The sequence below is a fragment of the Phenylobacterium sp. genome, from assembly GCF_030693405.1.
Lineage (GTDB): Bacteria > Pseudomonadota > Alphaproteobacteria > Caulobacterales > Caulobacteraceae > Phenylobacterium.
The window spans coordinates 30,364-52,517 of sequence record NZ_JAUYAW010000030.1; the positions used below are offsets into that span (position 1 = coordinate 30,364).

At 68.8% G+C, this 22,154-nt stretch carries 21 protein-coding genes and 1 tRNA gene; 18 read left to right on the forward strand and 4 right to left on the reverse strand.

Annotated features, from left to right (window positions below; translation table 11 throughout):
- Window positions 1–38: 38 nt before the first annotated feature.
- From Q8N19_RS05820 to Q8N19_RS05850, 7 genes are all read left to right on the forward strand, one after another.
- The gene (locus Q8N19_RS05820) at window positions 39–299 is read left to right on the forward strand and encodes a FliM/FliN family flagellar motor switch protein (protein ID WP_305588647.1); all 261 of its coding nucleotides are present in this window, start codon (window positions 39–41) and stop codon (window positions 297–299) included.
- A 61-nt stretch (window positions 300–360) separates the two neighbouring features.
- Window positions 361–445, forward strand: a tRNA-Leu gene (locus Q8N19_RS05825).
- Window positions 446–501: 56 nt separating this feature from the next.
- Window positions 502–1,923, forward strand: a complete 1,422-nt coding sequence (gene mgtE / locus Q8N19_RS05830) for a magnesium transporter (RefSeq protein WP_305588648.1) — start codon at window positions 502–504, stop codon at window positions 1,921–1,923.
- A gap of 67 nt (window positions 1,924–1,990) precedes the next feature.
- Window positions 1,991–3,421: a lysozyme gene (locus tag Q8N19_RS05835; protein ID WP_305588649.1), complete on the forward strand. Its 1,431-nt coding sequence runs from the start codon at window positions 1,991–1,993 to the stop codon at window positions 3,419–3,421.
- 101 nt (window positions 3,422–3,522) lie between these two features.
- Window positions 3,523–4,689, forward strand: a complete 1,167-nt coding sequence (locus Q8N19_RS05840) for an isovaleryl-CoA dehydrogenase (RefSeq protein ID WP_305588650.1) — start codon at window positions 3,523–3,525, stop codon at window positions 4,687–4,689.
- Window positions 4,686–5,081, forward strand: a complete 396-nt coding sequence (locus Q8N19_RS05845) for a DUF3574 domain-containing protein (RefSeq protein ID WP_305588651.1) — start codon at window positions 4,686–4,688, stop codon at window positions 5,079–5,081. The genes Q8N19_RS05840 and Q8N19_RS05845 overlap by 4 nt, the downstream gene beginning before the upstream one ends.
- Before the next feature lie 64 nt (window positions 5,082–5,145).
- A complete protein-coding gene (locus Q8N19_RS05850; RefSeq protein WP_305588652.1) occupies window positions 5,146–5,352 on the forward strand; it encodes a hypothetical protein in 207 nt (68 codons plus the stop codon).
- Between the two features lie 294 nt (window positions 5,353–5,646).
- Here Q8N19_RS05850 and Q8N19_RS05855 read toward each other — a convergent pair whose 3' ends face one another.
- A complete protein-coding gene (locus Q8N19_RS05855) occupies window positions 5,647–7,416 on the reverse strand; it encodes a patatin-like phospholipase family protein (RefSeq protein ID WP_305588653.1) in 1,770 nt (589 codons plus the stop codon).
- Between the two features lie 47 nt (window positions 7,417–7,463).
- On the opposite strand from Q8N19_RS05855, the gene Q8N19_RS05860 reads away from it, so the two are divergent.
- From Q8N19_RS05860 to Q8N19_RS05875, 4 genes are read left to right on the forward strand one after another with little or no spacing between them, the layout of a single operon-like run.
- Window positions 7,464–9,071, forward strand: coding sequence for a carboxyl transferase domain-containing protein (locus Q8N19_RS05860; protein ID WP_305588654.1), 1,608 nt, complete (start codon window positions 7,464–7,466; stop codon window positions 9,069–9,071).
- 16 nt (window positions 9,072–9,087) lie between these two features.
- Complete coding sequence (locus Q8N19_RS05865; RefSeq protein ID WP_305588655.1) at window positions 9,088–9,927, forward strand: enoyl-CoA hydratase-related protein; 840 nt, start codon at window positions 9,088–9,090, stop codon at window positions 9,925–9,927.
- Window positions 9,924–11,813 carry a biotin carboxylase N-terminal domain-containing protein gene (locus Q8N19_RS05870; protein WP_305588656.1) on the forward strand — a complete coding sequence of 630 codons (1,890 nt, stop codon included), beginning with the start codon at window positions 9,924–9,926 and terminating at the stop codon, window positions 11,811–11,813. Before Q8N19_RS05865 ends, Q8N19_RS05870 begins: the two co-directional genes overlap by 4 nt.
- Window positions 11,814–11,823: 10 nt before the next feature.
- Entirely contained in the window at window positions 11,824–12,234 is a 411-nt protein-coding gene (locus tag Q8N19_RS05875; protein WP_305588657.1) for a DUF1489 family protein, read from the forward strand.
- 6 nt (window positions 12,235–12,240) lie between these two features.
- Here the strand turns inward: Q8N19_RS05875 and panC are convergent, their stop codons facing one another.
- Window positions 12,241–13,098 carry a pantoate--beta-alanine ligase gene (gene panC / locus Q8N19_RS05880; RefSeq protein ID WP_305588658.1) on the reverse strand — a complete coding sequence of 286 codons (858 nt, stop codon included), beginning with the start codon at window positions 13,096–13,098 and terminating at the stop codon, window positions 12,241–12,243.
- Between the two features lie 164 nt (window positions 13,099–13,262).
- Here panC and Q8N19_RS05885 point away from each other — a divergent pair, with 164 nt between their 5' ends.
- Window positions 13,263–14,087, forward strand: a complete 825-nt coding sequence (locus Q8N19_RS05885) for a division plane positioning ATPase MipZ (protein ID WP_305588659.1) — start codon at window positions 13,263–13,265, stop codon at window positions 14,085–14,087.
- Between the two features lie 4 nt (window positions 14,088–14,091).
- Complete coding sequence (locus tag Q8N19_RS05890; RefSeq protein WP_305588660.1) at window positions 14,092–14,541, forward strand: DnaJ domain-containing protein; 450 nt, start codon at window positions 14,092–14,094, stop codon at window positions 14,539–14,541.
- Between the two features lie 9 nt (window positions 14,542–14,550).
- On the opposite strand, the gene Q8N19_RS05895 is transcribed toward Q8N19_RS05890, so the two are convergent.
- The gene (locus Q8N19_RS05895) at window positions 14,551–15,831 is read right to left on the reverse strand and encodes a D-alanyl-D-alanine carboxypeptidase (protein ID WP_371133793.1); all 1,281 of its coding nucleotides are present in this window, start codon (window positions 15,829–15,831) and stop codon (window positions 14,551–14,553) included.
- A 306-nt stretch (window positions 15,832–16,137) separates the two neighbouring features.
- Here Q8N19_RS05895 and Q8N19_RS05900 point away from each other — a divergent pair, with 306 nt between their 5' ends.
- From Q8N19_RS05900 to Q8N19_RS05915, 4 genes are all read left to right on the forward strand, one after another.
- The gene (locus Q8N19_RS05900) at window positions 16,138–16,581 is read left to right on the forward strand and encodes a phasin family protein (protein ID WP_305588661.1); all 444 of its coding nucleotides are present in this window, start codon (window positions 16,138–16,140) and stop codon (window positions 16,579–16,581) included.
- Window positions 16,582–16,681: 100 nt separating this feature from the next.
- Window positions 16,682–17,143 (forward strand): RidA family protein, encoded by a 462-nt coding sequence (locus tag Q8N19_RS05905; RefSeq protein ID WP_305588662.1) that lies wholly within the window; start codon window positions 16,682–16,684, stop codon window positions 17,141–17,143.
- A complete protein-coding gene (locus Q8N19_RS05910; RefSeq protein WP_305588663.1) occupies window positions 17,140–17,886 on the forward strand; it encodes a glycerophosphodiester phosphodiesterase in 747 nt (248 codons plus the stop codon). Before Q8N19_RS05905 ends, Q8N19_RS05910 begins: the two co-directional genes overlap by 4 nt.
- Window positions 17,883–19,034: a GNAT family N-acetyltransferase gene (locus Q8N19_RS05915; RefSeq protein WP_305588664.1), complete on the forward strand. Its 1,152-nt coding sequence runs from the start codon at window positions 17,883–17,885 to the stop codon at window positions 19,032–19,034. Before Q8N19_RS05910 ends, Q8N19_RS05915 begins: the two co-directional genes overlap by 4 nt.
- A 70-nt stretch (window positions 19,035–19,104) precedes the next feature.
- On the opposite strand, the gene Q8N19_RS05920 is transcribed toward Q8N19_RS05915, so the two are convergent.
- Window positions 19,105–21,429 carry a TonB-dependent receptor gene (locus tag Q8N19_RS05920; protein ID WP_305588665.1) on the reverse strand — a complete coding sequence of 775 codons (2,325 nt, stop codon included), beginning with the start codon at window positions 21,427–21,429 and terminating at the stop codon, window positions 19,105–19,107.
- A gap of 215 nt (window positions 21,430–21,644) precedes the next feature.
- Between Q8N19_RS05920 and Q8N19_RS05925 the strand changes: the two genes are divergently transcribed.
- Window positions 21,645–22,082, forward strand: a complete 438-nt coding sequence (locus Q8N19_RS05925; RefSeq protein WP_305588666.1) for an HIT family protein — start codon at window positions 21,645–21,647, stop codon at window positions 22,080–22,082.
- The last annotated feature ends 72 nt before the right edge of the window (window positions 22,083–22,154 follow it).

The following is a 22,154-nucleotide window of genomic DNA, read 5'->3' on the forward strand; positions in this document are numbered from 1 at the left end:
CCGGCTGCAAAGTCGCAGATGAGGCGGCGCTCAGGGGTGTGGGTTTGTCCAGTCAGGTTCAGGCGGTCAATGTGGAGATCTCGGTCGTGCTCGGCCGCGCTTCCCTGCCGATGCAGCAGCTGCTGCGGATGGGCCGCGGGGCGGTGATTCCCCTCGACGCCACCGTCAACGAAGAGGTCTGGATCCTGGCCAACAACCATCCTGTGGCCCGGGGCGAGATCCAGATCAGCGACGACAAGATCGCCATCGCCGTCACCCGCGGGGCCAATGTGTTCGACTACATGGCCGGCGGCAGCTAAGCGCGCAAAACTCTCCTTCACAAAGCAGCGGCGGTTTGCTACGCCCCGCGGCTCACCACGAGCGGTCGTGGCGGAATTGGTAGACGCGCAGCGTTGAGGTCGCTGTGGGGCAACCCGTGGAAGTTCGAGTCTTCTCGACCGCACCAGTGAACCAGGAACAGCAGAAGCGGTAGATTTCGACCAAAGCGCAGGGGAGGGCCAGATGAGCCGTGAACGGGCCGACCCTGCCGCCGACCTCAATGTCGATCGCGAAGAAGACCTGGAAGACCTCGCCCTGGGCGAGGACTATGCGCTCAACCCGCAGTTCGTATCCATGGTGGTGGACGCCGCTGACCGCGGCGACTCCGATCGCCTGCGGGAACTGCTGAGCGCCCTGCATCCCGCCGACGTGGCCGACCTGATCGGCTTCCTCGCCGCTGAGGATCGCAAGGAGATCCTGCCGCATCTGGATCCCGAGGCCCTGGCCGAGATCCTGTCGGAGCTGGACTACGAAATCCGCGAGGAGATCCTCGAGGCCGTCTCGCCCGACGTCCTGGCCCGGGCGCTCGGCGAACTGGATTCCGACGACGCCGCCGACGTGGTCGAGGATCTGGAGATCCACAAGCGCGCCGAGGTGCTGGCCGCCCTGCCGGAGGGCGAGCGCGCTGCGATCGAGAGCGCGCTGTCCTACGGCGAGGAGACCGCCGGCCGTCTGATGCAGCGCGAGGTGGTCGCCGCCCCGCAGTTCTGGACCGTCGGCCAGGCCATCGACCATTTCCGGCGGGAAGCCGACGACCTGCCTGAGCTGTTCTTCGACGTCTATGTGGTCGATCCGGCCTACAAGCCCGTGGGCGCGGTGCCGATCAGCACCCTGCTGCGCAGCCGCCGCGACGTGCCGCTGGCCCAGATCATGGAGTCGCTGTCCGAAATCCCGGTCGATATGGACCAGGAGGAGGTGGCTTACATCTTCGACAAGTACCACCTGATTTCAGCCCCGGTGGTCGAGCCGGGCGGCCGGCTGGTGGGGCAGATCACCGTCGATGACATTGTCGGCGTCATCCACGAGGAAAGCCGCGAAGACATCCTGGCCCTGGCCGGCGTCTCCGACAGCGGCCGCCACGGGGGGGTCTGGGACATGGTCGCCTCGCGCCTGCCCTGGCTGTTGCTCAACACCCTGACCGCCGCCCTGGCGGTCAGCGTCATCCAGGCCTTCGAGGCGCAGATCGCCGAGGTGGTGACCCTGGCCGTCCTGATGCCGATCGTCGCCTCTCTGGGGGGCAATGGCGCGACCCAGACCCTGACCGTGGCGGTGCGCGCCCTGGCCAGCCGTGAGCTCTCGGCGGTGAACGCCATGCGCACGGTCAGCCGGGAGATGCTGGTGGGTCTGGTCAATGGCGGCGTGCTCGCCGTGGTCACCGGCGTGGCCATCTATCTGGTGTTTGGCGACCTGAGGCTGTGTGCGGCTTTTGGCGCGGCGATCATAATCAACATGTTCGTCGCCGCGGCCGCCGGGGCCCTGGTGCCCCTGGCCCTGGAGCGCATGGGCCGCGACCCGGCCGTGTCGTCTGCCGTCTTTGTGACCTTCGTCACCGACTTCACAGGGTTTTTCGCCTTCCTTGGGATCGCCGGCCTGATCCTGTTGTAAGCGGCCCTTATCTTGCGGCTTGAGGCCCGGACCCCGTGTTTGTGTCTCAACATGGATCAGGACGGCCATGAAACCGCGTCACCAGATCTCCCGCGCTGCGATCGAACTGATCAAGCGCTTCGAAGGCTACCGCGCCAAGGCCGCGAGGCTGGCCGATGGCCACTGGACGATTGGCTATGGCCACACCCTGACGGCGCGGGAAGGGGCGGAAGTCTCTGAACGGGACGCCGAGGCCCTGCTGCTCTACGACCTGATCGCCGTGGCGCACCTGGTCAACGAGGTCACCTACGCTCCGCTGACCCAGAACCAGTTCGACGCCCTGTGCTGCTTCGCCTTCAATATCGGCCTGGACAACTTCCGCCGCTCCTCGGTCCTGCGCCGGATCAATGAGGGCCAGCTGTTGCAGGCGGCCTGCGCCATGGAGCTGTGGCGCAAGGCCGACTTTGAGGGCGAGCGGATCGTCATCGACGCCCTGGTCCGCCGCCGGGCCGCCGAGAAGACTCTGTTCCTGACCCCCATGGACGGCTGGGTGCCGGCCCCTTCGCCGATCCTGCGGCCCAATGTGGACGCCGACATCGCCGGGATCGTGCCTCGGGAGACCCCGCTGGCGGTCCGCGCGGCCCTCGACGGACTGAGCGCCGTAGCTGAACGCGACCCGGCCGCCGCCACCCTGCGGCCGGCGCCGCCGGAGGAGGAGGCCCAGGCCCCCAGTCCGGCCCAAGCCGCCGCCGCCGCGGTGAGCTATCGCCTGGCCGCCATCTTCAAGGATGAGGCCCCGGCGTCTGACGCCGCCGCCGAGGACGCGCCGACCCCTGAGTCTCTGTCCATGGCGGAGACCCCCGATCAGGATGAGCCGACGCCTGTGGCGTCGCTGACCGAAGACTTGCCGACGCCGGCCCAAGCGCTCGAAGCCGCGCCTGCGCCTGCGCCTGCGCCTGCGCCTGAGCCTGACGCCCCCAAGGCGGCGGCCGCGTCCAGCTGGGGCGGTACGGTGGGACTGATCGGCGGGGGCGCCGAGCGCGCCCTCGTGCTGACGCCCCCCGATGAGGCCGAGCCTGCGGCGCCGGTGGCGCAGCCGGCGCCGGCGGAGCCGCCGCGGCTGGTGACCCCGACAATCCAGGCGGCTAACGACCCCCTCGAGGCGCCAGCCGCGCCGCCAGAGGCCCGGACGGTGGATGATGCGCCGCCCCGGCTGCTGATCGACGACACCCTTGAGCCGCCCTCGACCATGTCCTTCGAACCGGTGCCTCGCACGATCAACCGTGGGGATCTGGGCGCGCTGATCACCCTCGCCGGGGCGGGGCTCGCCCTGTTCGCTGGCGGCCTGTTCTGGGCGTTCAACGCCCGGGTCACTGAAGGCGGGCTGATCAGCCCGCTGACCGTGGGCTGGATCGCGGGCATCGCTGGGGTCGGCTTCTTCGGCGTCGCGGCCTATCTGGTGCTGCAGCGCCTGGGCGGCGACGACGACCTCGAAGAGGGCGAAGACGGGTTGAACTGACGGCGGCGCCGCGGTCGGCGGGGCATGAGCTGCTGAGCTCGGGCGAGCTGGGGGGCGTTTGTCCTCTCGCGGCCCGCCGCGGCCCGTGCTAGCCCTTGGCCATGACCCTGCAGTCCGGCCCTTCGCTCGAATTCGGCCTCGGCGAGTCCGCCGACGCCATCCGTGAGACCACCGCGCGGTTCTCCGCCGATAGGATCGCCCCGCGGGCGGCGCAGATCGACGCCTCCAACACCTTCCCCAGGGACCTCTGGCCCCAGATGGGCGCCCTGGGCCTGCATGGGATCACGGTGGAGGAGGCCTATGGCGGCCTCGGTCTCGGCTATCTCGAACATGTGGTGGCCATGGAGGAGGTCAGCCGGGCCTCGGCCTCGGTGGGCCTGTCCTATGGCGCCCACTCCAACCTCTGCGTGAACCAGATCCGTCGCTGGGGATCTGAGGAGCAGAAACAACGCTACCTGCCACGCCTGATCAGCGGCGAGCATGTGGGCGCCCTGGCCATGAGCGAGGCCGGGTCAGGCTCAGACGTGGTCTCCATGCGTCTCCGGGCTGAGCCCCGCGGCGACCGCTATGTGCTGAACGGGACCAAGTTCTGGATCACCAACGCCCCCCATGCCGACGTCCTGGTGGTCTATGCCAAGACCGACCCCGAGGTGACGGGCCGGGCCATCACCGCATTCCTGATCGAGAAGGACTTCAAGGGTTTCCGTTGCGCCCAGAAGCTGGACAAGCTCGGCATGCGCGGCTCCGACACCGGCGAGTTGGTGTTCGAGGACTGTGAGGTCCCGCAGGAGAATGTGCTGGGGCCGCTGAACGGCGGCGTTGGCGTCCTGATGAGCGGTCTCGACTATGAGCGCGCCGTCCTGGCCGGTGGGCCGCTCGGCATCATGCAGGCCTGCCTGGACGCCGTGCTGCCCTATGTCCGCGAGCGCAAGCAGTTCGGCGCCCCCATCGGCTCCTTCCAGCTGATGCAGGCCAAGGTCGCCGACATGTATGTCGCCCTCAACTCGGCCCGGGCCTATGTCTATGCGGTGGCCAGGGCTTGCGATGCCGGCCTAACCACCCGTTTCGACGCGGCCGGCGCCATCCTGATGGCCTCGGAAAACGCCGTGAAATGCGCCCTGGAGGCCATCCAGGCCCTGGGCGGCGCAGGCTACACCAAGGACTATCCGGTGGAGCGCCTGCTGCGAGACGCCAAGCTCTACGACATCGGCGCCGGCACCAATGAGATTCGCCGCTTCCTGATCGGCCGGGAGTTGATCGGCGGGTGAGGCTGCTGGCGGCCATGATCCTGGGGGCCATGGTCCTGACGGGCTGTGCCACGGCCCCGGCCTGCGGCCCTGACGAGCGCGCTGGCCAGACGGCGCACCTGTTCTTCGGGCGCAACATCGGTGAGGCGCCTGGCGTGGACGAGGCGGCGTTTCGGGACTTTGTCGCCCGCGAACTGGCCCCGCGCTTCCCCAACGGCATGACGATCCTCGACGCCGAGGGCCGCTGGTCCCATCGCGGCGCCCTGATGGCCGAGGCGTCCAAAATCGTGATCCTGGCTCAAGAGGGCGCAATCGACCGGGCGGCCCTTGGCGCGGTGCGGGCGGCTTACCGGACCCGTTTCTCGCAAGAGTCCGTCCTGCAAAGCGTCAGCTTGGCCTGTCTGGCCTACTGACTTTTCGGGAACTTCGACGGGGGCTGGCGCCTTCCTTTTTGAGGAAACCCAGAGGAGCCTCCCCATGCGCAAGACCCTGATCGTGATCCCCATCGCCTTTTCCGCCCTGGCCCTGGCGGCCTGCGGCACCACCGTCACGGAGCGGGCGGCCACCGGCGCCCTGGGCGGGGCCGCCGTGGGCGGGGCCGTCAGCGGCGATCTGGGTGGTGCGGCGGCTGGCGCGGCTATCGGCGGTGTAGCCGGTGCGGCGACCACCCCCCGCCGGAACTAGACCACGGCGCAGCCGGACCTAGTCGTCCGGCTGCTTCCAGCCAAATCGAGATGCAAAAAAGGGCCGGCCCATTGTCGGGGCCGGCCCTTCCATTGTCGGACCGCTAGTGCGGCGGCCCGCAACCTTAGCAGCGCTTAGGCGCGAACCTCGTGGGAGGCCCAGGCTACGGTCACCGACTGCGACAGATGACAATGAGACACTGGATCACCTCCTTTCAATTGTTGAACACCACAACGAATATGGGATGGGATTCTGAGTTTGGCAAACCCAAGTCTGCGTGATCGCTGCGACGTTTCAGCGCCAGCCCTTTCCACCGCCTTCGCTCAGCGCCTTGCGCCGGCGAAGCTCGGTGACGGGGACCGTCAGGCGGTCCAGGGCCTGACCCATGGCCAGGTAGCCCGCGGTGACCGCCGGGTCATAGGCCTCCCAGTTTCGGATCTCGACCCCGGTCATGTCCGGGGTGACCAGCAGGTCGACGCTCTCCCGCGCGGCGCGGAGATCGCGTCCGGTCGGCACGGTGGCTGCGCGCATCAGCAGCGAGACGATGGGCGGCCCCTGGCGCCAGGCGCCCGACAGGATCCAGCGAAACACAGATGAAGGTCGCGCCACATCCCGGGCGGTGATGCTGCGCCCCCGGGTGACATCGACCCCCACCACCGGGCCCAGGTGCAGGGCGCTCATCACGTCAGCGGGGAAGTTGTTCAGCACCGCGCCATCCACCAGGACGTCGTCGCCCTGGGTCGCCGGCGGCATCACGCCGGGCAGGGCGATGGTGGCGCGCAGGGCGTCAGTCAGGCGGCCGCTGCGGTGGATCTGATAGGCGCCGGTGGTCAGGTTCGAGGAGACGGCGAAGAAGGGCAGCCACAGATCAGAAATGCTGGTGTCGCCGAAATGCTCATAGAGCCTGGCCCGAACCTTCTCCCCCCGGGTCATGGCCAGGAGAGGGAAGGCGATGTCATCCAGCGGGCTGGAGGAGACGAAGGCGTCACGGATCCGGCGGTCGGCCTCCTCATCGGACCAGCCCATGCCCAGACCCGCCGCGACGATCGCGCCCATGGAGGCGCCGCCGATGAAGTCGATGGGCACGCCGCGCTCCCGCAGCACCCGGATGGCGCCGACATGGGCGTAGGCCCTGGCCCCGCCGCCCGACAGCACCAGCCCCACCGACTGGCCGGTCAGCACCCGGGCCAGCCGCGCAGCGTCGGCCTCGTCGTCCCGTCGCATATGGAACAGCCGGGCCGGTTGGGCGGCCTTGACCCAGGCCTCGGAGGTCCGGGGCGCGGGGCTCTCCCGGGGATGCAATAGAATCAGGTCCACCAGCTGGTGGGCCTGCAGCGGCTGGGCCGGGTGCAGGACGATATTGGCGGGCGGTTGGGCGGCGGCCTTGCCGATCCGGAACAGGCGGTCCACCTGTCGGGCGACGACGGCCCGCCAGCCCAGGTCCTGGCCCTCGGCGGCGTAGAGGACGAAGTCGTGATTTCGCTCGACCTCGGAGTACCATTCGGTGGGCGCGGTGGCCGCCTCGGCCCCGACAACGGTGACGCTGTAGCCCTGGCGCATGATGTGGCGGGCGATCCGGTCCACCAGGGGGCGAACCGCCACGGGCTCGCCCACGGTGACGAAGCCATAGACTGAGGGCTCGCCGCCGGCGGTGCGATGGGTCTGGCGGCGGCTGCGCCGGACGATCAGCTGGGCCAGCTCCAGCATGACCGCAGGATCCTCCTCCGCGGCCTCCAGGAACAGGTCCCGGGGCAGAGCGAAAACCTCGGAGTCGCGCAGGGCGACCACCCGGGCGGTGTGCGGGGTCCCAGACAGCAGGGACATCTCTCCCGCCGGTTCCCCCGGCCGGATGACCCCCAGGAATTCGGGCTCCTGGCCATCTTCATGGCGGAAGGCGCCCAGCCGGCCGGCCCTCAGGAAATAGAGTTGATCGGCGGCCTCGCCGGGCTCGAACAGGACCCCGCCGCCGGGGAGGGAGAACCATGTCGCATCGCCCTCCAGCTGCTCGTCAAAGAACAGCTGGGCCAGGGCGGTGTCGCTGGGAAGGTCCGGCAGTCGTGCCACAGTCGCAGAGCCTAGCGCGTGACGACGCGCGGGGCTATGCCATGCATATGACGAGGCTAACTTCCTCCATCGACACGGCTTCCGAGGCATATCAGACCCAGGCTCAGCTGAATCGCGGCCTGGTTGACCAGCTTCGGGCGCGAACGGCGCAAGCCGCCCTGGGCGGACCGGCGCCTGCGCGCGAACGCCACGAATCACGGGGCAAGCTGCTGCCCCGGGACCGGGTCATGCGGCTGCTGGATCCCGGCGCGCCTTTTCTGGAGATCGGCGCTTTGGCCGCCCACGGCCTCTATGACGACGAGGCGCCTGGCTCTGGCGTGATCGCGGGCGTCGGCCGGGTGTCTGGCCGCGAGGTGATGATCCTCGCCAATGACGCCACGGTGAAGGGCGGGGCCTATTTCCCCATGACCGTGAAGAAGCATCTCCGCGCCCAGGAAATCGCCCTGCAGAACCATCTGCCCTGCGTCTATCTGGTCGATTCCGGCGGGGCCAATCTGCCGCATCAGGCCGAGGTGTTTCCCGATCGCGACCACTTCGGCCGCATCTTCTTCAATCAGGCCCAGATGAGCGCGGCGGGCATCGCCCAGATCGCCTGCGTCATGGGCTCCTGCACGGCCGGCGGGGCCTATGTGCCGGCCATGTCCGACGAGACCGTGATCGTCCGCGGGCAGGGGACTATCTTTCTCGGCGGCCCGCCCCTGGTGAAGGCGGCCACCGGCGAGGTGATCAGCGCCGAGGAGCTGGGGGGCGCCGACACCCATGGCCGGCGCTCGGGCGTCGTGGACCACGTGGCCGAGAACGACGAGCACGCCCTGCTCATCGTGCGATCTATCGTCGCCAATCTGAACACCACCAAGACCCACCAGATGGCCCTGGCCGAGCCACGACCCCCGGCCTTCGATGCGCAAGAGCTCTACGGCCTCATCCCCGGCGATGTGCGCGCGCCCTATGACGTGCGCGAGGTCATCGCACGCATTGTCGACGGCTCGGACTTCGACGAGTTCAAGGCGCTGTACGGCACGACCCTGGTCTGCGGCTTTGCGCGCATCTGGGGCTATCCGGTCGCCATCCTGGCCAATAATGGCGTCCTGTTTTCCGAAAGCGCGCTGAAAGGCGCCCATTTCATCGAGCTGGCCTGCCAGCGGAAGATCCCGCTGGTCTTCCTGCAGAACATCTCAGGCTTCATGGTCGGCGGCCGCTATGAGGCCGGCGGCATCGCCAAGGACGGGGCCAAGCTGGTCACCGCGGTGGCCTGCGCCCAGGTCCCCAAGTTCACCGTCCTGATCGGCGGCTCCTTCGGGGCCGGCAATTACGGCATGTGCGGCCGGGCCTATTCGCCCCGTTTCCTCTGGACCTGGCCCAACAGCCGGATCAGCGTCATGGGCGGCGAGCAGGCCGCCAGCGTGCTGGCCACCATCCGCCGCGATGGCCTGGAGGCCCGGGGCGAAACCTGGGCGGACGAGGATGAGGCCGCCTTCAAGGCGCCGGTTCGCGACCGCTACGAGACCGAAGGCGACCCCTATTTCGCCACCGCCCGCCTGTGGGATGATGGGATCATCGATCCCGCCCAGACCCGCGACGTGCTCGGCCTGTCGATTTCTGCGGCGCTCAATGCGCCTGTGCCGGAGACGCGATTTGGCGTCTTCCGAATGTGAGGAAGCCTGAAAGACCATGACCAATCCCATCGTCGATCCCCTGGTCGAAGGCCTCGACTCTGACGCCACCTCGCCCCTGGTGCGCCTGGAGGCCACCGTTGAGGGCGTGGCCATCGTCACCATCAACCGCCCTGAGCGTCGCAACGCCTTCGATGCGGCCCTGATCGCCGCCCTGTCGGAGACCTTCGAGACCCTGCATGGCGCCGAGCATGTGCGCCTAGTCTTCCTGCGCGGTGCGGGCGGCACTTTCAGCGCCGGCGCCGATCTGGACTGGATGCGGGCGGCGGCTGGCCACACCGAGGACGATAACCGCGAAGACGCCATGGCCATGGCGAAGATGCTCAAGCTTCTGTGGGACATCCCGGCCCTCACCGTGGCCCTGGTCCAGGGCGGCGCCTATGGCGGCGGGGCGGGCCTGGCGGCGGCCTGCGACATGGCCATCGCCACCGCCGACGCCCAGTTCAGCTTCGCCGAGGTCAAGCTCGGCCTCGTGGCCGCCACCATCAGCCCCTATGTGGTCGCCGCCCTCGGCCCCCGCACGGCGCGGGGCCTGTTCGCCACCGGGCGCACCTTCGATGCGGCTCATGCGGAGAAGATCGGCCTCATCACCCAGGTGGTGGCCGATGACACAGAACTCGACGCCGCCATCGCGAGTCTCTCCACCGAGATGATGGCCTGCGGCCCCATGGCGGTGATCGAGTCCAAGAAGATCGTGGAGCACGTGGCCTATCAGGACATCGATCACGGCCTGATGGAGGACACCGCCAAGGTCATCGCCCGGGTGCGGGTGAGCGACGAGGGGCAGGAGGGCGTGCTGGCCTTCCTCGAAAAGCGCAAGCCCCGCTGGTCCGAATGATCACGACCCTGCTGGTCGCCAACCGCGGCGAGATCGCCAGGCGAATCTTCCGCACCGCCCGGCAGATGGGCCTGGCAACCGTCGCCGTCTATTCGGACGCCGACGTCCAGGCCCCGCATGTGCGTGAGGCTGATCAGGCCGTGCGCCTGGGGCCGGCGGCGGCCCGGGAGAGCTATCTCAATGTGGCCGCCGTGCTGGAGGCGGCCAGGGTCAGCGGCGCCGACGCCATTCATCCGGGCTATGGCTTCCTGTCTGAGAATGCCGAGTTCGCCGAGGCGGTGATGGCCGCGGGCCTGACCTGGGTCGGGCCGCCGCCCTCGGCCATCCGCGCCATGGGGCTGAAGGACGCGGCCAAGGCCCTGATGATCCAGGCCGGGGTGCCGGTGACGCCGGGCTATCACGGTGAGAACCAGGACCCCGCCCATCTCGCCGGCCAGGCCGAAGAGATCGGCTATCCGGTGCTGATCAAGGCCGTGGCCGGGGGCGGCGGCAAGGGAATGCGCAAGGTCGAGCGCGCCGCCGACTTCGCCGAGGCTCTTGGGGCGGCCAAGCGGGAGGCCGCGGCGGCGTTTGGCGATGACCGCGTGCTGCTGGAGACCTATGTGGCCCGGCCGCGGCACATCGAGGTGCAGGTGTTTGGCGACGCCCACGGCCAGGTGGTCCACCTGTTCGAGCGCGACTGCTCCCTGCAGCGCCGCCACCAGAAGGTGATCGAGGAGGCCCCCGCGCCAGGCATGAGCCCCGAGGTGCGCGCGGCCGTCTGCGCCGCCGCCGTCCGCGCTGCGCAAGCCGTGGACTATGTGGGCGCTGGCACGGTCGAATTCATCGCCGACGCCAGCGAGGGCCTGCGCGCTGACCGCATCTGGTTCATGGAGATGAACACCCGCCTGCAGGTGGAGCATCCGGTGACCGAGGCCGTCACCGGCCAGGATCTGGTGGAATGGCAGTTGCGCGTCGCCGCCGGCGAGCCCCTGCCGCTGGCCCAGGATCAGATCACCCTGAACGGCTGGGCCATGGAGGCCAGGCTCTATGCCGAAAACCCGGCGGCGGGCTTCCTGCCGTCCATCGGCGAGCTCGAGCACTTCGTGCTGCCCGACGACGTGCGGGTGGACACCGGCGTCGAGGCTGGCGGCGTCGTCAGCCCGCACTATGATCCGATGATCGCCAAGCTGATCGCCCATGGCCCCACGCGCCAGGCCGCCGCCCGCAGGCTCGCGCAGGCGTGTGGCGAGGTGCAGGTCTGGCCGGTGCGGACCAATGCCGGCTTTCTCGCCCGTTGCCTGGGGGAGCCCGACTTCCTGGCTGGCGAGGTGGACACCGGCTTCATCGCCGCGCGTCAGGACGCCCTGGCGCTGTCCCCTGATCCCAGCCCCGCGGTCCTCTCGGCCGCTGCACAGGGGCTTTTATCCCAGACCCCCACATCAGCCGCCGAGCCGGGCGGTCCCTGGGGCGCGCTCACTGGCTTTCGCTTGAACGCATCCCCGCAGACGAGCCTGCGGCTGTACCGCGACGGCGCAGCCATGGACGCCCCCCTGGAGGCGGGACCGCTGTCGGCCGACGTGCTGCTGGACGCGGCCGGCGCCATCGTCGTGTTCGAGGCCGGGGAAGCCTACGCCTTTTCCGGTCAGGCGCCGGCGGCGGTCGCCGGGGAGGGGCCAGCGGGCGACGGCGCGGTGATCTCGCCCATGCCGGGGAAGGTGGTGGCGGTAGCGGTAGCCAAGGGCGACAAGGTGGTCCGGGGTCAGACCCTGGTGACGCTTGAGGCCATGAAGATGGAGCACGCCCTGACCGCGGCCTTCGACGGCGTGGTCGAGACGGTTTCGGTCTCCGTCGGCGCCCAGGTCAGCGAGGGCGTGGTGCTGGCGCGGCTGGCCCCGGCCGCCTAGACCGAGCCCCATGACCGTTCATCTGATCAAGCTCGTCGTCGGCTGCGACACCGTGGAAGACCTGCTGGACTGGCGTGAACCTCAGGCGAGGGCGGGTCAGCCCTGGATCCTGCGCACCCGGCAGACCCCGAAGCGGGCGGCCGAGCTCACCGACGGCGGCTCCCTCTACCGGGTCTACAAGGGCGCGATCCTGACCCGGCAGCTGATCCTTGAGGTCACCACGGTGGGGGAGGGGCCGGACGCCCGCTGCGAGATGCTGCTGGACGAGACCCTGGTGCGGGTCGCCCCGACGCCCAGGCGGCCCTTCCAGGGCTGGCGCTATCTGGAGCCCAAGGACGTCCCGCCAGACCTGGCCGGCGACAGCGGCCAGGAGACGCCGCCGGAACTGGCCCGTCAGCTGCGCGAGGCCGGCCTCTGGTAGCGGTCCCTAGACCGCCATGTTGTCGATCAGCCGGGTCTTGCCCAGATGGGCGGCGGCGAAGATGCGCACCCGCCCCTCATGGGGCGGGGCGCCGGCGGGTGAGAGGTCTTCGACCTGTCGGACCTCGAAATAGTCGACCCGTTGGAAGCCGTGCCGCTCCAGGGCCGCGCGGCCTGTGGCCTCCACCTTCTCCACCGAATCCCCGGCCTTGAGTCTCCTCGCCGCGTCGGCCAGCACCTTGTTCATCATGCCGGCGATGGGGCGCTCTGCAGCGCTGAGATAGGCGTTGCGCGAGGACAGGGCGAGGCCGTCCGCGTCCCGGGCGATGGGGGCGCCGAGGATCTCCACCGGCAGGTCCAGGTCGCGGGCGAGCCTGCGGATCAGCTGTAGCTGCTGGAAGTCCTTCTCGCCGAACACCGCCACATCGGGCTGGGCCTGGTTCAACAGTTTGGCCACCACGGTCGCCACCCCGTCGAAGTGACCGGGCCGGGCGGCCCCGTCCAGGGGCTCGCTGACCCCTGCGACGCTGACCTTGGTGGCGTAGCCCGGCGGATAGATCTGGCCGACCTCGGGCGCATAGAGCAGGTCGCAGCCCGCGCTGGCCAGCAAGCGGGCGTCACCGGCCTCGTCCCGGGGATATCGCTCGAAGTCCTCATTGGGCCCGAACTGCGCGGGGTTGACGAAAATGCTGGCCACCACCCGGTCGGCCCTCGTCCTGGCCAGCCGCACCAGAGACAGGTGCCCCTCGTGCAGGGCGCCCATGGTGGGCGTCATGGCCACGGTCTCGCCGGCCGCCCGCCAGGCGCGGACCTGGTCCCGAAGCGCAGTGACAGTGCGGACGATGGGCAGGGTTTGCGCGGACATGGGGCCTCATCTGGCGGAAAAAGCAGCCTGCGGCTTATGGCTGAACCACAGGGGGTGCGTCCATCCGTCCACAGGGGCGGGGGCCTGCCAAGTTGACGTGGCGGCCGGCATAAGCCTCTCGTTAACCTATAGGCCCGCCTGGCCGAATCGATGGAGCAGGACTCATGTCCCAACCCCGTGTGATCGTCGTCGGTAATGAGAAGGGCGGTGCTGGCAAGTCCACCATCGCCCTGCACCTCGCCGTGGCCCTGATGTATGGCGGCGCCAAGGTGGCCGTGCTCGACCTGGACCTGCGTCAGCAGTCCCTCGGCCACTTCTTCGCCAGCCGGCGAGCCTGGCTGGCGGCCAATGAGGTCGAAGCCCCCATGCCTCTGGAATTCCCCTTGAGCCCCGACCTGGCCCTGGCCACGGATGGCGAGGCTCTGGCGGCCTTCCACCAGGCCTTCGAGGCGGCCAATGAGGCCGCCGACTTCGTGCTGATCGACACCCCCGGGGGCGATACGGCCATTTCCCGGGCCGCCCACGGTCTGGCTGATCTGATCGTCACCCCGATGAACGACAGCTTTGTCGACTTCGACATGCTGGGCGTCGTCGACCCCGTCTCGCTGGATCTGAAGCGTCCCGGGCTCTATTCGGTGACCGTCTGGGACAGCCGCAAGGCCCGCGCCGTGGCCGATGGCCGTTCCATCGACTGGGTGGTGCTGCGCAACCGTCTGGCGCCCACCGAGGCCCGCAACCGCCGCCGCCTGGACGAACGGGTCAAGGCCCTGTCCCGCCGGGTCGGCTTCCGCGTCGGACCTGGCCTGCGCGACCGGGTCATCTATCGCGAGCTCTATCCCTTCGGCCTGACCATCGCCGACCTGTCGCCGGCCATCCGCCCGGTGGCCATCTCCCTCCAGCACGTGGCCGCCCGCCAGGAGCTCCGCGCCCTGATCGGCGCGCTCGGCCTCGGCGAGGTGACCGGGCAGACCCTGATGGCGGCCGAATAGGCCCATGCTCTATCTGGCGCTGGGGTGCATAGCCCTGGCCGTGTTCGTGTGGCTGGGCCGCCGTGGCCGGCCGATGTTTCAACGGCGGGAGTGGCGGATCCTCTCAGGCTTGGCCAGCGTCGCGGCCTTCGCCGCGGCCGCCTTCCTGGCCGTGCGCGGCGGCTGGGCCTTCGCCCCTGTATTGCTGGTCATCGGACTCTGGCTGGCCATGAGCGCCCGCAGCGCCGGCGCAGGTCCAGGCCTGGGCGGCGAGGGCGGCGCGCGCTCCAGTGGCAAGGGCGGCATGAGCGAGCGGGAGGCTCGCGATATCCTGGGGGTCGGGCCCGAGGCGAATGCTGAAGAGATCCAGGCGGCCTATACCCGCCTGATGCGCCGCACCCATCCCGACGCGGGCGGCTCAGCCGGACTGGCGGCGCAGATCAACGCCGCCCGTGACCGCCTTCTGCGGGGCTGAGGCGAGGCCTCAGGCCGGCCCGATCACCATGCACGCCTGGTTCTTCGCCTTCAGGGTCTCGCAGGCCGCCTTGGCGCGGGCCTCGGTCAGGCCGGAGAAGCGGGCGCGGTAGAAGCCGGCGGTGGCGTCAGTGACCAGCGTGCCGGCCCCGGAAAAGGCCTCGGCGAATCGGCGGCGGCTCAGCTTCAGCTGCTCCTGGGCCAGAGCCTTGGACTTGAAGGCGCCCACCTGCACCTGCCACTGGCCGGCCGGCGGCGCTTGGGCGGCCGCCCGGGTCGGGGCCGGCGGGGGCGGGGCGGTGGCCAGCACGATCTTCAGGCCGTCCTGCTCGCCATCCCCCTGTTCCCGCGACGGGCGCATGATGGGGCCGGTCGGCTCAGGCTCGAACAGGTTCTGGGCCACGGTGATCCGCTCGCCGCGCGAGCGGCGGTCGGCCACGTCGAAGCCGGTGAGCAGCAGGTCCTGGGCGTGATTGTCCCGGGCCGCCGTCGAGGCGCCCCCGAGGACCACCACGATCAGCCGGCGGTTATTCTTCACCCCGGAAATGGCGATATTGTAGCCCGAGGCGTTGGTGTAGCCGGTCTTCAACCCGTCCACGCCAAGCTCGCGCCGAAGCAGGCTGTTGTGGCCGCGAATCTGCGTGCCCCGGAAGTTGAACTCCGGGGTGCTGAACAGGGTGTAGTACTGCGGGAAGTCCCGCATGATCGCCCGCGATAGCACCGCCAGGTCCCGGGCGGTGGACAGCTGACGGCTGTCGGGCAGGCCCGAGGCATTGACGAAGGTGGTGGAGTCCATGCCGAGCTCCCGGGCCCGCAGGGTCATGAGCGCGGCGAAACGCGCCTCGCTGCCCCCCAGCTTCTCAGCGACAGCCACAGCGACATCATTGGCCGAGCGGATGGCCAGGGCGTGCATGGCCTCTTCCACCGTGATCGAATCGCCGGCCTTGACGAACAGCTTGGTGGGCGGTGCGGCGGCGGCGCGGGGCGAGAAGACGACCCGGTCCTCCAGGGTCATCTGGCCCGCGGCCAGCTGCTCGAACATCAGATAGAGGGTCATCACCTTGGTGATGGAGGCCGGATAGCGAGAGCTGTCGGCGCGCTTGCCATAGAGGACCTCGCCGGTTTCGGCGTCCACCACGATGGAGGCGTACTTGGGCTGCTGCGCCGGCAACTGCAGATAGGGGATCTGCGCCTGGGCGGCCGGAGCGGCAAAGCCAAGAACGGTCGCCGCGGCGATCAGGCCGGCGAGAATCTGGCGGCGGGCGTGTTTGAGCATCGCGTCGTCCGTCACGTTTTGGGTTTCTGACGCGCCCCCCGAGGTGCGCGCCAAGGATCAAACGCTAACATGACACGTCCCACCTTGCGCGAGGGTAAACACCTGTTGAGCATCCCAAATCGTCGCATTGCCCGCCTGTCAGGCGAGTGGCGCGTTCATTGTGCGGTGCACAAAAACAAGGTTGACTGCTGCGGTGCAGCATGGGATGTTGCGGATGCGTAGAGCCCAGTTCCTGATCAAGCGTTCGCGCGGCCGCCGCCGCGCTTCCTGACATCCCCCCGCGCGGCCCGCCGCGCATCTGACTTCTGAAGGAGTTCAGCCATGGCCGCCGCCGACAACGCCAAGACCGCCAAGACCGCCGCCGAAGAGTTTACCCTCGCTGGCAACCACGCCTTCAAGGACGCCATGGAGAAGTCCATGACCGCCCTGGCCGAGACCAACACCTATTCCAAGCAGAACCTCGAGGCCCTGGTGGCTTCGGCCACGGCCGCCGCCAAGGGCGCTGAAGCCGTCGGCGCCGAGGCTCTGGCCTTCGCCAAGAAGAACGTCGAGGAGCAGATGGCCGCCGCCAAGACCCTGGCCTCGGCCAAGAGCCTGCAGGAAGCCATGGAACTCCAGACCGCCTTCACCAAGAAGGCGATGGAATCCTACATGTCGGAAATGACCCGCATGTCGGAGCTCTTCACCGCCTCGATGAAGGACTCCATGAAGCCGATCAACGAGCGCGTCACCGCGACCGTCGAGCGTCTGCAAGCCGCCCGCTAGGGCGCGGCGGCGCCCTCGGGCGCAGCCTATCTCTTGAAGAGCCCGGTCCGGCGACGGACCGGGCTTTTCTCATGGCGGCCCGGGCGCTACAGACAGAGCCATGAGCACCGTTGAAGAACGTCTGGCCGCGCTTGGCGTCCGCCTGCCCGAGCCCTCCGCCCCGGTCGCCAACTATGTGCCCTTCGTCCGGGCCGGCAGCCTCCTGCACATTTCCGGACAGGTGTCCCGCGACGCCCAGGGCGGCGTCACCGGCGTCGTCGGCCAGGATGTCGACATGGAGACCGCGCGTTTCGCCGCCCGTCTCTGCGCCATCAACCTGATCGCCCAGATGAAGGCCGCCTGCGGGGGTGACCTCGGTCGGGTGGTCCGCGTTGTCAAGCTTGGCGGCTTCGTCCAGGCCGGCCCAGACTTCTTCGACATTCCCCAGGTGGTGAACGGAGCCTCGGACCTGATGGTCGACGCCTTCGGCGACCTGGGCCGCCATGCCCGGTCGGCGGTGGGCGTCTATCGCCTGCCCATGAACTTCGCCGTCGAGGTCGACGCCGTGGTGGAGCTGTCGTGAAGGACCGCTTCGGCGAGGCCTGGGATCTTCTGTTCCACCCGCCGGTGGCCCACCGCGGCCTGTGGACGCCGGACGGCGCCCCGGAGAATTCGCTCGGCGCCTTCCAGGCCGCCTGCGCGGCCGGCTACGGGATCGAGCTGGATGTCCACCTGTCTTCGGACGGGGAGGCGATGGTGTTCCACGACAACACCCTGACGCGGATGACCGGGGTCGAAGGCCGACTGCGCGATCACACCGCCGCCGAGCTGGGCGAGATGTCCCTCAAGGGGACCGATGAGACCATTCCGACCCTGGTGGAGACTCTGGCCCTGATCGGCCATCGGGCCATGGTGCATATCGAGCTCAAGACCCACTGGGGCGAGGTGGGCCCCCTGGAGCGACGGGTCCACGAGATCATCATCGATCATGCCGGACCGCTCTGCATCATCGGCTTCAATCCCTATTCCCACGCCTGGTTCGCCGACCACTATCCCGGCGTCCTGCGGGGGCTAGACTCCTTCAGCTACAAGGACGTGAAGCATCTGAGCGAGGTCGAGCGTCAGGCCTATGCCCGCCTCGAGCAGGTGGCGATCGCCCGGCCGCACTTCCTGGCGCTTGGTCTGGACATGCTGCCTGACGCGCGGGCCGACGCCTACCGGGCCGAGGGTATGCCCGTGGTCGCCTGGACCGTCCGCCAGCCCGAGCAGTGGGAGGCGGTGAAGGATCACTGTGACAACCTGATCTTCGAGGGCTTCCGCCCGTGAGCCTGAAGCCGGCGGTCCGCGTGAACCGCCGTATCGCCGACATCGGCAAGGCGGCCTGGGAGGCCTGCGCTGGCGCGAGCGGCAACCCCTTCGTCGCCTACGACTTCCTTGATGTGCTGGAGCAGTCCGGCTGTGCTGTGGAGCGCACCGGCTGGGGGCCGCAGCACCTGGCCATCGAGGACGAGGCCGGCGAGGTGGGGGCGGTCATGCCCCTCTATCTGAAGTCCCATAGCCAGGGCGAATACATCTTCGACCACAGCTGGGCCGACGCCTATGAGCGGGCGGGCGGGCGCTACTATCCCAAGCTCCTGTCGGCCGCGCCCTTCACCCCGGCCACCGGACCGCGCCTGCTGGTCCGCCCCGATGTTCCGGCTCAGGCGGGCAATGAGATGCTTCTGGGCGGCGCCCTGACGCTCTGCCAGCAGATGGGCGTCTCCTCGGTCCACATCAATTTTCCTCCTCAGGCGGAGTGGGACTGGCTGGGCGCTCAGGGGCTCGCCCAGCGCCAGGGTCAGCAGTACCACTGGTTCAACCGGGGCTATGGGACCTTCGACGACTTCCTGGCCGACCTGTCCTCGGGCCGGCGCAAGACCATCCGACGGGAGCGCCGCGACGCCCAGGCAGGGCTTGAGATCGTCTGCCTGACCGGCGCCGACCTCACCGAGGACGCCTGGGACGCCTTCTACGGCTTCTATATGGACACTGGCTCACGCAAGTGGGGCCAGCCCTATCTGAACCGGCTGTTCTTCTCCCTGCTCGGCGAGCGGATGGCCGAACGCGTATTGTTGGTCATGGCCAGGCGAGGCGGGCGGTGGATCGCCGGCGCGCTCAATCTGATCGGTGATGAGGCCCTTTACGGGCGCAACTGGGGCTGCGTCGAGGACGTGCCCTTCCTGCACTTCGAGCTTTGCTACTACCAGGCCATCGAATGGGCGATCGGCCGCGGGCTGGCGCGGGTGGAGGCCGGTGCGCAGGGTCAGCACAAGATCGCCCGGGGCTATCTGCCGACGCCGGTCTATTCGGCCCACTATATCGCCGATCCGGCCCTGCGCGGCCCGGTCGAGGACTTCGTCGCCCGGGAGAAGGCCGCCGTCGATGGCGAGATGGAGTGGCTGGCCGAGGAATACTCCCCCTTCCGCCAGGGGTAGAGCGCGCTCGAGTCTTGGACGTGAGAGGGCGCGACCCGTCCCTTGAGGGACGGATCGCGCCTTTCCGGACCTAGTAGCTCACGGCGAAGGAGACGCCGTAGTAGCGGGGCTCGCCGGCGATGAAGGTGGGGATGCCGAAGGCGTCCCCGGTGTTGCCGGCGTCCTTGATATAGTCCTGATCCAGGGCGTTGGTGACGAAGGCGCCCAGGGTCCAGGGGGCGTCGTCGCGCTGATAGACGACCCGCAGGTTCAACAGGCCGTAGGCCTTCTGCACCTCATCGACGATCCGGTCCTGCGTCTGCAGGTCGGAGCGGTCGTTGTTGTTGTCGAAGAAGACCTCCGAGCGCCAGGTGTAGGCCGGGATAAAGGCCAGATCGCCGCCGGCCAGGGGCATGGCCGCCCGGAAGCCGAGGGAGACCGCATGGTCGGGCGCCAGGCGGAACTGGTTGCCCTTGAACAGGCCGTTGCCGAACCGGGCGTCGCTGTAGCCATAGGTGCCGAAGGCCTCGAAGCGGGGGCTGGGCCGCCAGGTGAACTGCCCCTCGAAGCCGGTGGCGTCAGCCTCACCGGCGTTCGCCGCCACGATCTGGCCGGCGCTGTTGAGCACCGAGGTCTGGAAGTTCTGGTAGTCGTAGCGGTAGACCGAGCCTTCCAGGGACAGGGCGCGGTCGAACAGCTCGCTCTTCACGCCGACCTCGAAGGAGTCCACCTCTTCGGCGGGCAGTTCGGTGAACCGCACCGGGCCGCCCGGCGTGGTCGGGGACCCTGCGCTCAGCACCTTGGGGCGACGGCCCTTGGCGTAAGAGGCATAGGCGCTGAGCGTCGCGGTGGGGGCATAGCGGGCCACCACGCGATAGGTGAGGCCATCGTCGGAGATGTCGCGGCTCTCCACCGCGCCCCCGGCGGTGGGCTGGACGAACAGGCCGCGCCCGACGGTCGGCGTGCTGCCGGCCAGGACCGAGCCGCCATTGATCAGCTGCGCCTGATAGCCGCTGGTCTTGTCCTCGGTGGTGTAACGGACGCCGCCGGTCAGCTCGAGGGTGTCGGTGAGCTGGACGGTCACGTCGGCGAAGACGTCATAGGCGGTGGTCTCGCCGAAATTGGCGTAGGTCTCGCGGTGGGCAGCCTTCAACGGGCGCGGGGCCACGGCCTCAATGACCGGCAGGGGCAGGCCGCGGGGCGGCGCCAGGGCGCCGGTGGAATAGAGGGCGTAGATCTTCTCGCTGAACTGCAGCGGGACGGTCTGGGAGCCTTCTTCGTGGAACAGGCCGATCCCGGCGAAGGCGGTCAGTCGGCCGCCGTCGTCAAAGTTCAGGCGGAACTCCTGGCTGATCTGCTCGCCGACCGCGTCTTCGGCGAAGACGAAGAGGGGCAGGGAGAAGCCGTCCGGATCGAACACCTCCAGGCTGTCGAACTCGCGATAGGCGGTGATGGACTTCAGGCTGAGGCTGTCGCTGAACGCATAGTCCGCCAGCAGGGTCGCGCCCCAGACATGCCGGTCGAGCCCCAGATCCTTGCCGCCCATGAAGCCCAAGGCGCTGGACAGGGCCGCGCCGGAATTGCGCCCCAGGTCGCCGATCACGGCGCCCGTGGTCGGGTCGGTGGGCAGGAAGGTCAGCGACTTGAACGAGGTGCCGCTGGGATTGTCCTGCTGATAGTTGACGATCAGGTCGGCGTTGAACTGGTCGTTCGGCGCCCAGTTGAGGGCGACGCGGAAGGCCTGGGTGTCGGTGGAGTTGAAGTCCTTGCCGCCCAGCAGGTTCTCCACGAACCCGTCGCGGGCCTTGAGCCGCGCGGCCACCCGCACGGCGAAGGCCTCGCTCACCGGCATGTTCAGCATGCCCTCGACCATGGCGTAGCCATAGTTGCCCACCTCGACCTTGGAGGCCGCCTTCAGGGCGCTCGGGTCAGCCTTGGCCTGGACCAGGTTGACGGCCCCGATCAGGGCGCCGCGGCCGTAGAGGGTCGACTGCGGACCCTTGGAGATCTCGGCCCGCTCCAGGTCAAACAGCTCCACATAGGAGCCCCGCGACTTGGAGATCGACACACCGTCCTGGAACACCGACACCCGGGGCTCGTTGGTGGCCTCGCCCGAGTCGGACGTGATGCCGCGCATCACGAAGCCGGGATTGTTCGGGGACTGGTTCTGCACCTCGAAGCCGGGGACGAACAGAGCGAGGTCCTCGAACTCCTGCACCCCCAGGTCGTCCAGCCGGCCGGCGCCATAGGCGGTGAGCGCGATGGGCACGTCGATGGACTTCTGCTCCCGCAGCTGGGCGGTGACGATCAGTTCGTCGACAACCGTGTCGGCCGGCGTGGACTGGGCCTGGGCCTGGGTCGCCAGGCCGAGGACGGCCAGGGCGGCGCCCAGCAGAAGTTGGCTCTTGCGGTGCATGTGGAGATCCCCCTGCAGCTTTGCTGCAATTGCTAATCGGCGTTGCGATAGGGGCGCTCGTTGACGGTCCAATGATGGAAGCGCGACGAACCGGTGACATGCCCAAATTTGTCGGAGGCGAGAAAAATCTCATACGCCGCAAGGGCTGGCGGCCGCGCGATTCCCTCCCGGATGCGAAACCGCTAGGAAGGGGACAGGAAACCAAGGAGCGCGCCATGAGCCTGGACGGGACCTACGACCCCAACAACATCTTCGCCAAGATCCTGCGCGGCGAGGCGCCATGCGCGCGCGTGTTCGAGGACGATCACGTCCTGTCGTTCATGGATGTCTTCCCGCAGGTGAAGGGACACACCCTGGTGATCCCCAAGCACTCCACGGCCCGCAACCTTCTGGAGGAGGCCCCTCAGGTGCTCGGCCCCCTGATCCTGGGGGTGCAACGGGTGGCCCGGGCGGTGCGCGCAGCCCTTAAGCCCGACGGCCTGGTCATCACCCAGTTCAACGGGACGGCGGCCGGCCAGACCGTCTTCCATCCGCACTTTCACATCCTGCCCCGCTGGGACGGGGTCGCGGTGGGCCGTCACGCCGCAGGCGGCATGGCCGATCCCGCCGAACTCAAGGCCCTGGCCGAGCAGATCGCAGCCCAGATCAGCTGAACTTAGGTTCGCGGTTTCGCCCACGAAAAAGCCCCGGCCGATGGCCGGGGCTTTGACGTTTCTGAGGTGCGT

Excerpts from the sequence above, each read along its gene's own strand:
- mgtE (WP_305588648.1), top strand. The coding sequence starts at position 502 with ATGAGCCGTGAACGGGCCGACCCTGCCGCCGACCTCAATGTCGATCGC.
- Q8N19_RS05835 (WP_305588649.1), top strand. The coding sequence starts at position 1,991 with ATGAAACCGCGTCACCAGATCTCCCGCGCTGCGATCGAACTGATCAAG.
- Q8N19_RS05840 (WP_305588650.1), top strand. The coding sequence starts at position 3,523 with ATGACCCTGCAGTCCGGCCCTTCGCTCGAATTCGGCCTCGGCGAGTCC.
- Q8N19_RS05850 (WP_305588652.1), top strand. The coding sequence starts at position 5,146 with ATGCGCAAGACCCTGATCGTGATCCCCATCGCCTTTTCCGCCCTGGCC.
- Q8N19_RS05860 (WP_305588654.1), top strand. The coding sequence starts at position 7,464 with ATGACGAGGCTAACTTCCTCCATCGACACGGCTTCCGAGGCATATCAG.
- Q8N19_RS05865 (WP_305588655.1), top strand. The coding sequence starts at position 9,088 with ATGACCAATCCCATCGTCGATCCCCTGGTCGAAGGCCTCGACTCTGAC.
- Q8N19_RS05870 (WP_305588656.1), top strand. The coding sequence starts at position 9,924 with ATGATCACGACCCTGCTGGTCGCCAACCGCGGCGAGATCGCCAGGCGA.
- Q8N19_RS05875 (WP_305588657.1), top strand. The coding sequence starts at position 11,824 with ATGACCGTTCATCTGATCAAGCTCGTCGTCGGCTGCGACACCGTGGAA.
- panC (WP_305588658.1), bottom strand. The coding sequence starts at position 13,098 with ATGTCCGCGCAAACCCTGCCCATCGTCCGCACTGTCACTGCGCTTCGG.
- Q8N19_RS05885 (WP_305588659.1), top strand. The coding sequence starts at position 13,263 with ATGTCCCAACCCCGTGTGATCGTCGTCGGTAATGAGAAGGGCGGTGCT.
- Q8N19_RS05890 (WP_305588660.1), top strand. The coding sequence starts at position 14,092 with ATGCTCTATCTGGCGCTGGGGTGCATAGCCCTGGCCGTGTTCGTGTGG.
- Q8N19_RS05900 (WP_305588661.1), top strand. The coding sequence starts at position 16,138 with ATGGCCGCCGCCGACAACGCCAAGACCGCCAAGACCGCCGCCGAAGAG.
- Q8N19_RS05905 (WP_305588662.1), top strand. The coding sequence starts at position 16,682 with ATGAGCACCGTTGAAGAACGTCTGGCCGCGCTTGGCGTCCGCCTGCCC.
- Q8N19_RS05920 (WP_305588665.1), bottom strand. The coding sequence starts at position 21,429 with ATGCACCGCAAGAGCCAACTTCTGCTGGGCGCCGCCCTGGCCGTCCTC.
- Q8N19_RS05925 (WP_305588666.1), top strand. The coding sequence starts at position 21,645 with ATGAGCCTGGACGGGACCTACGACCCCAACAACATCTTCGCCAAGATC.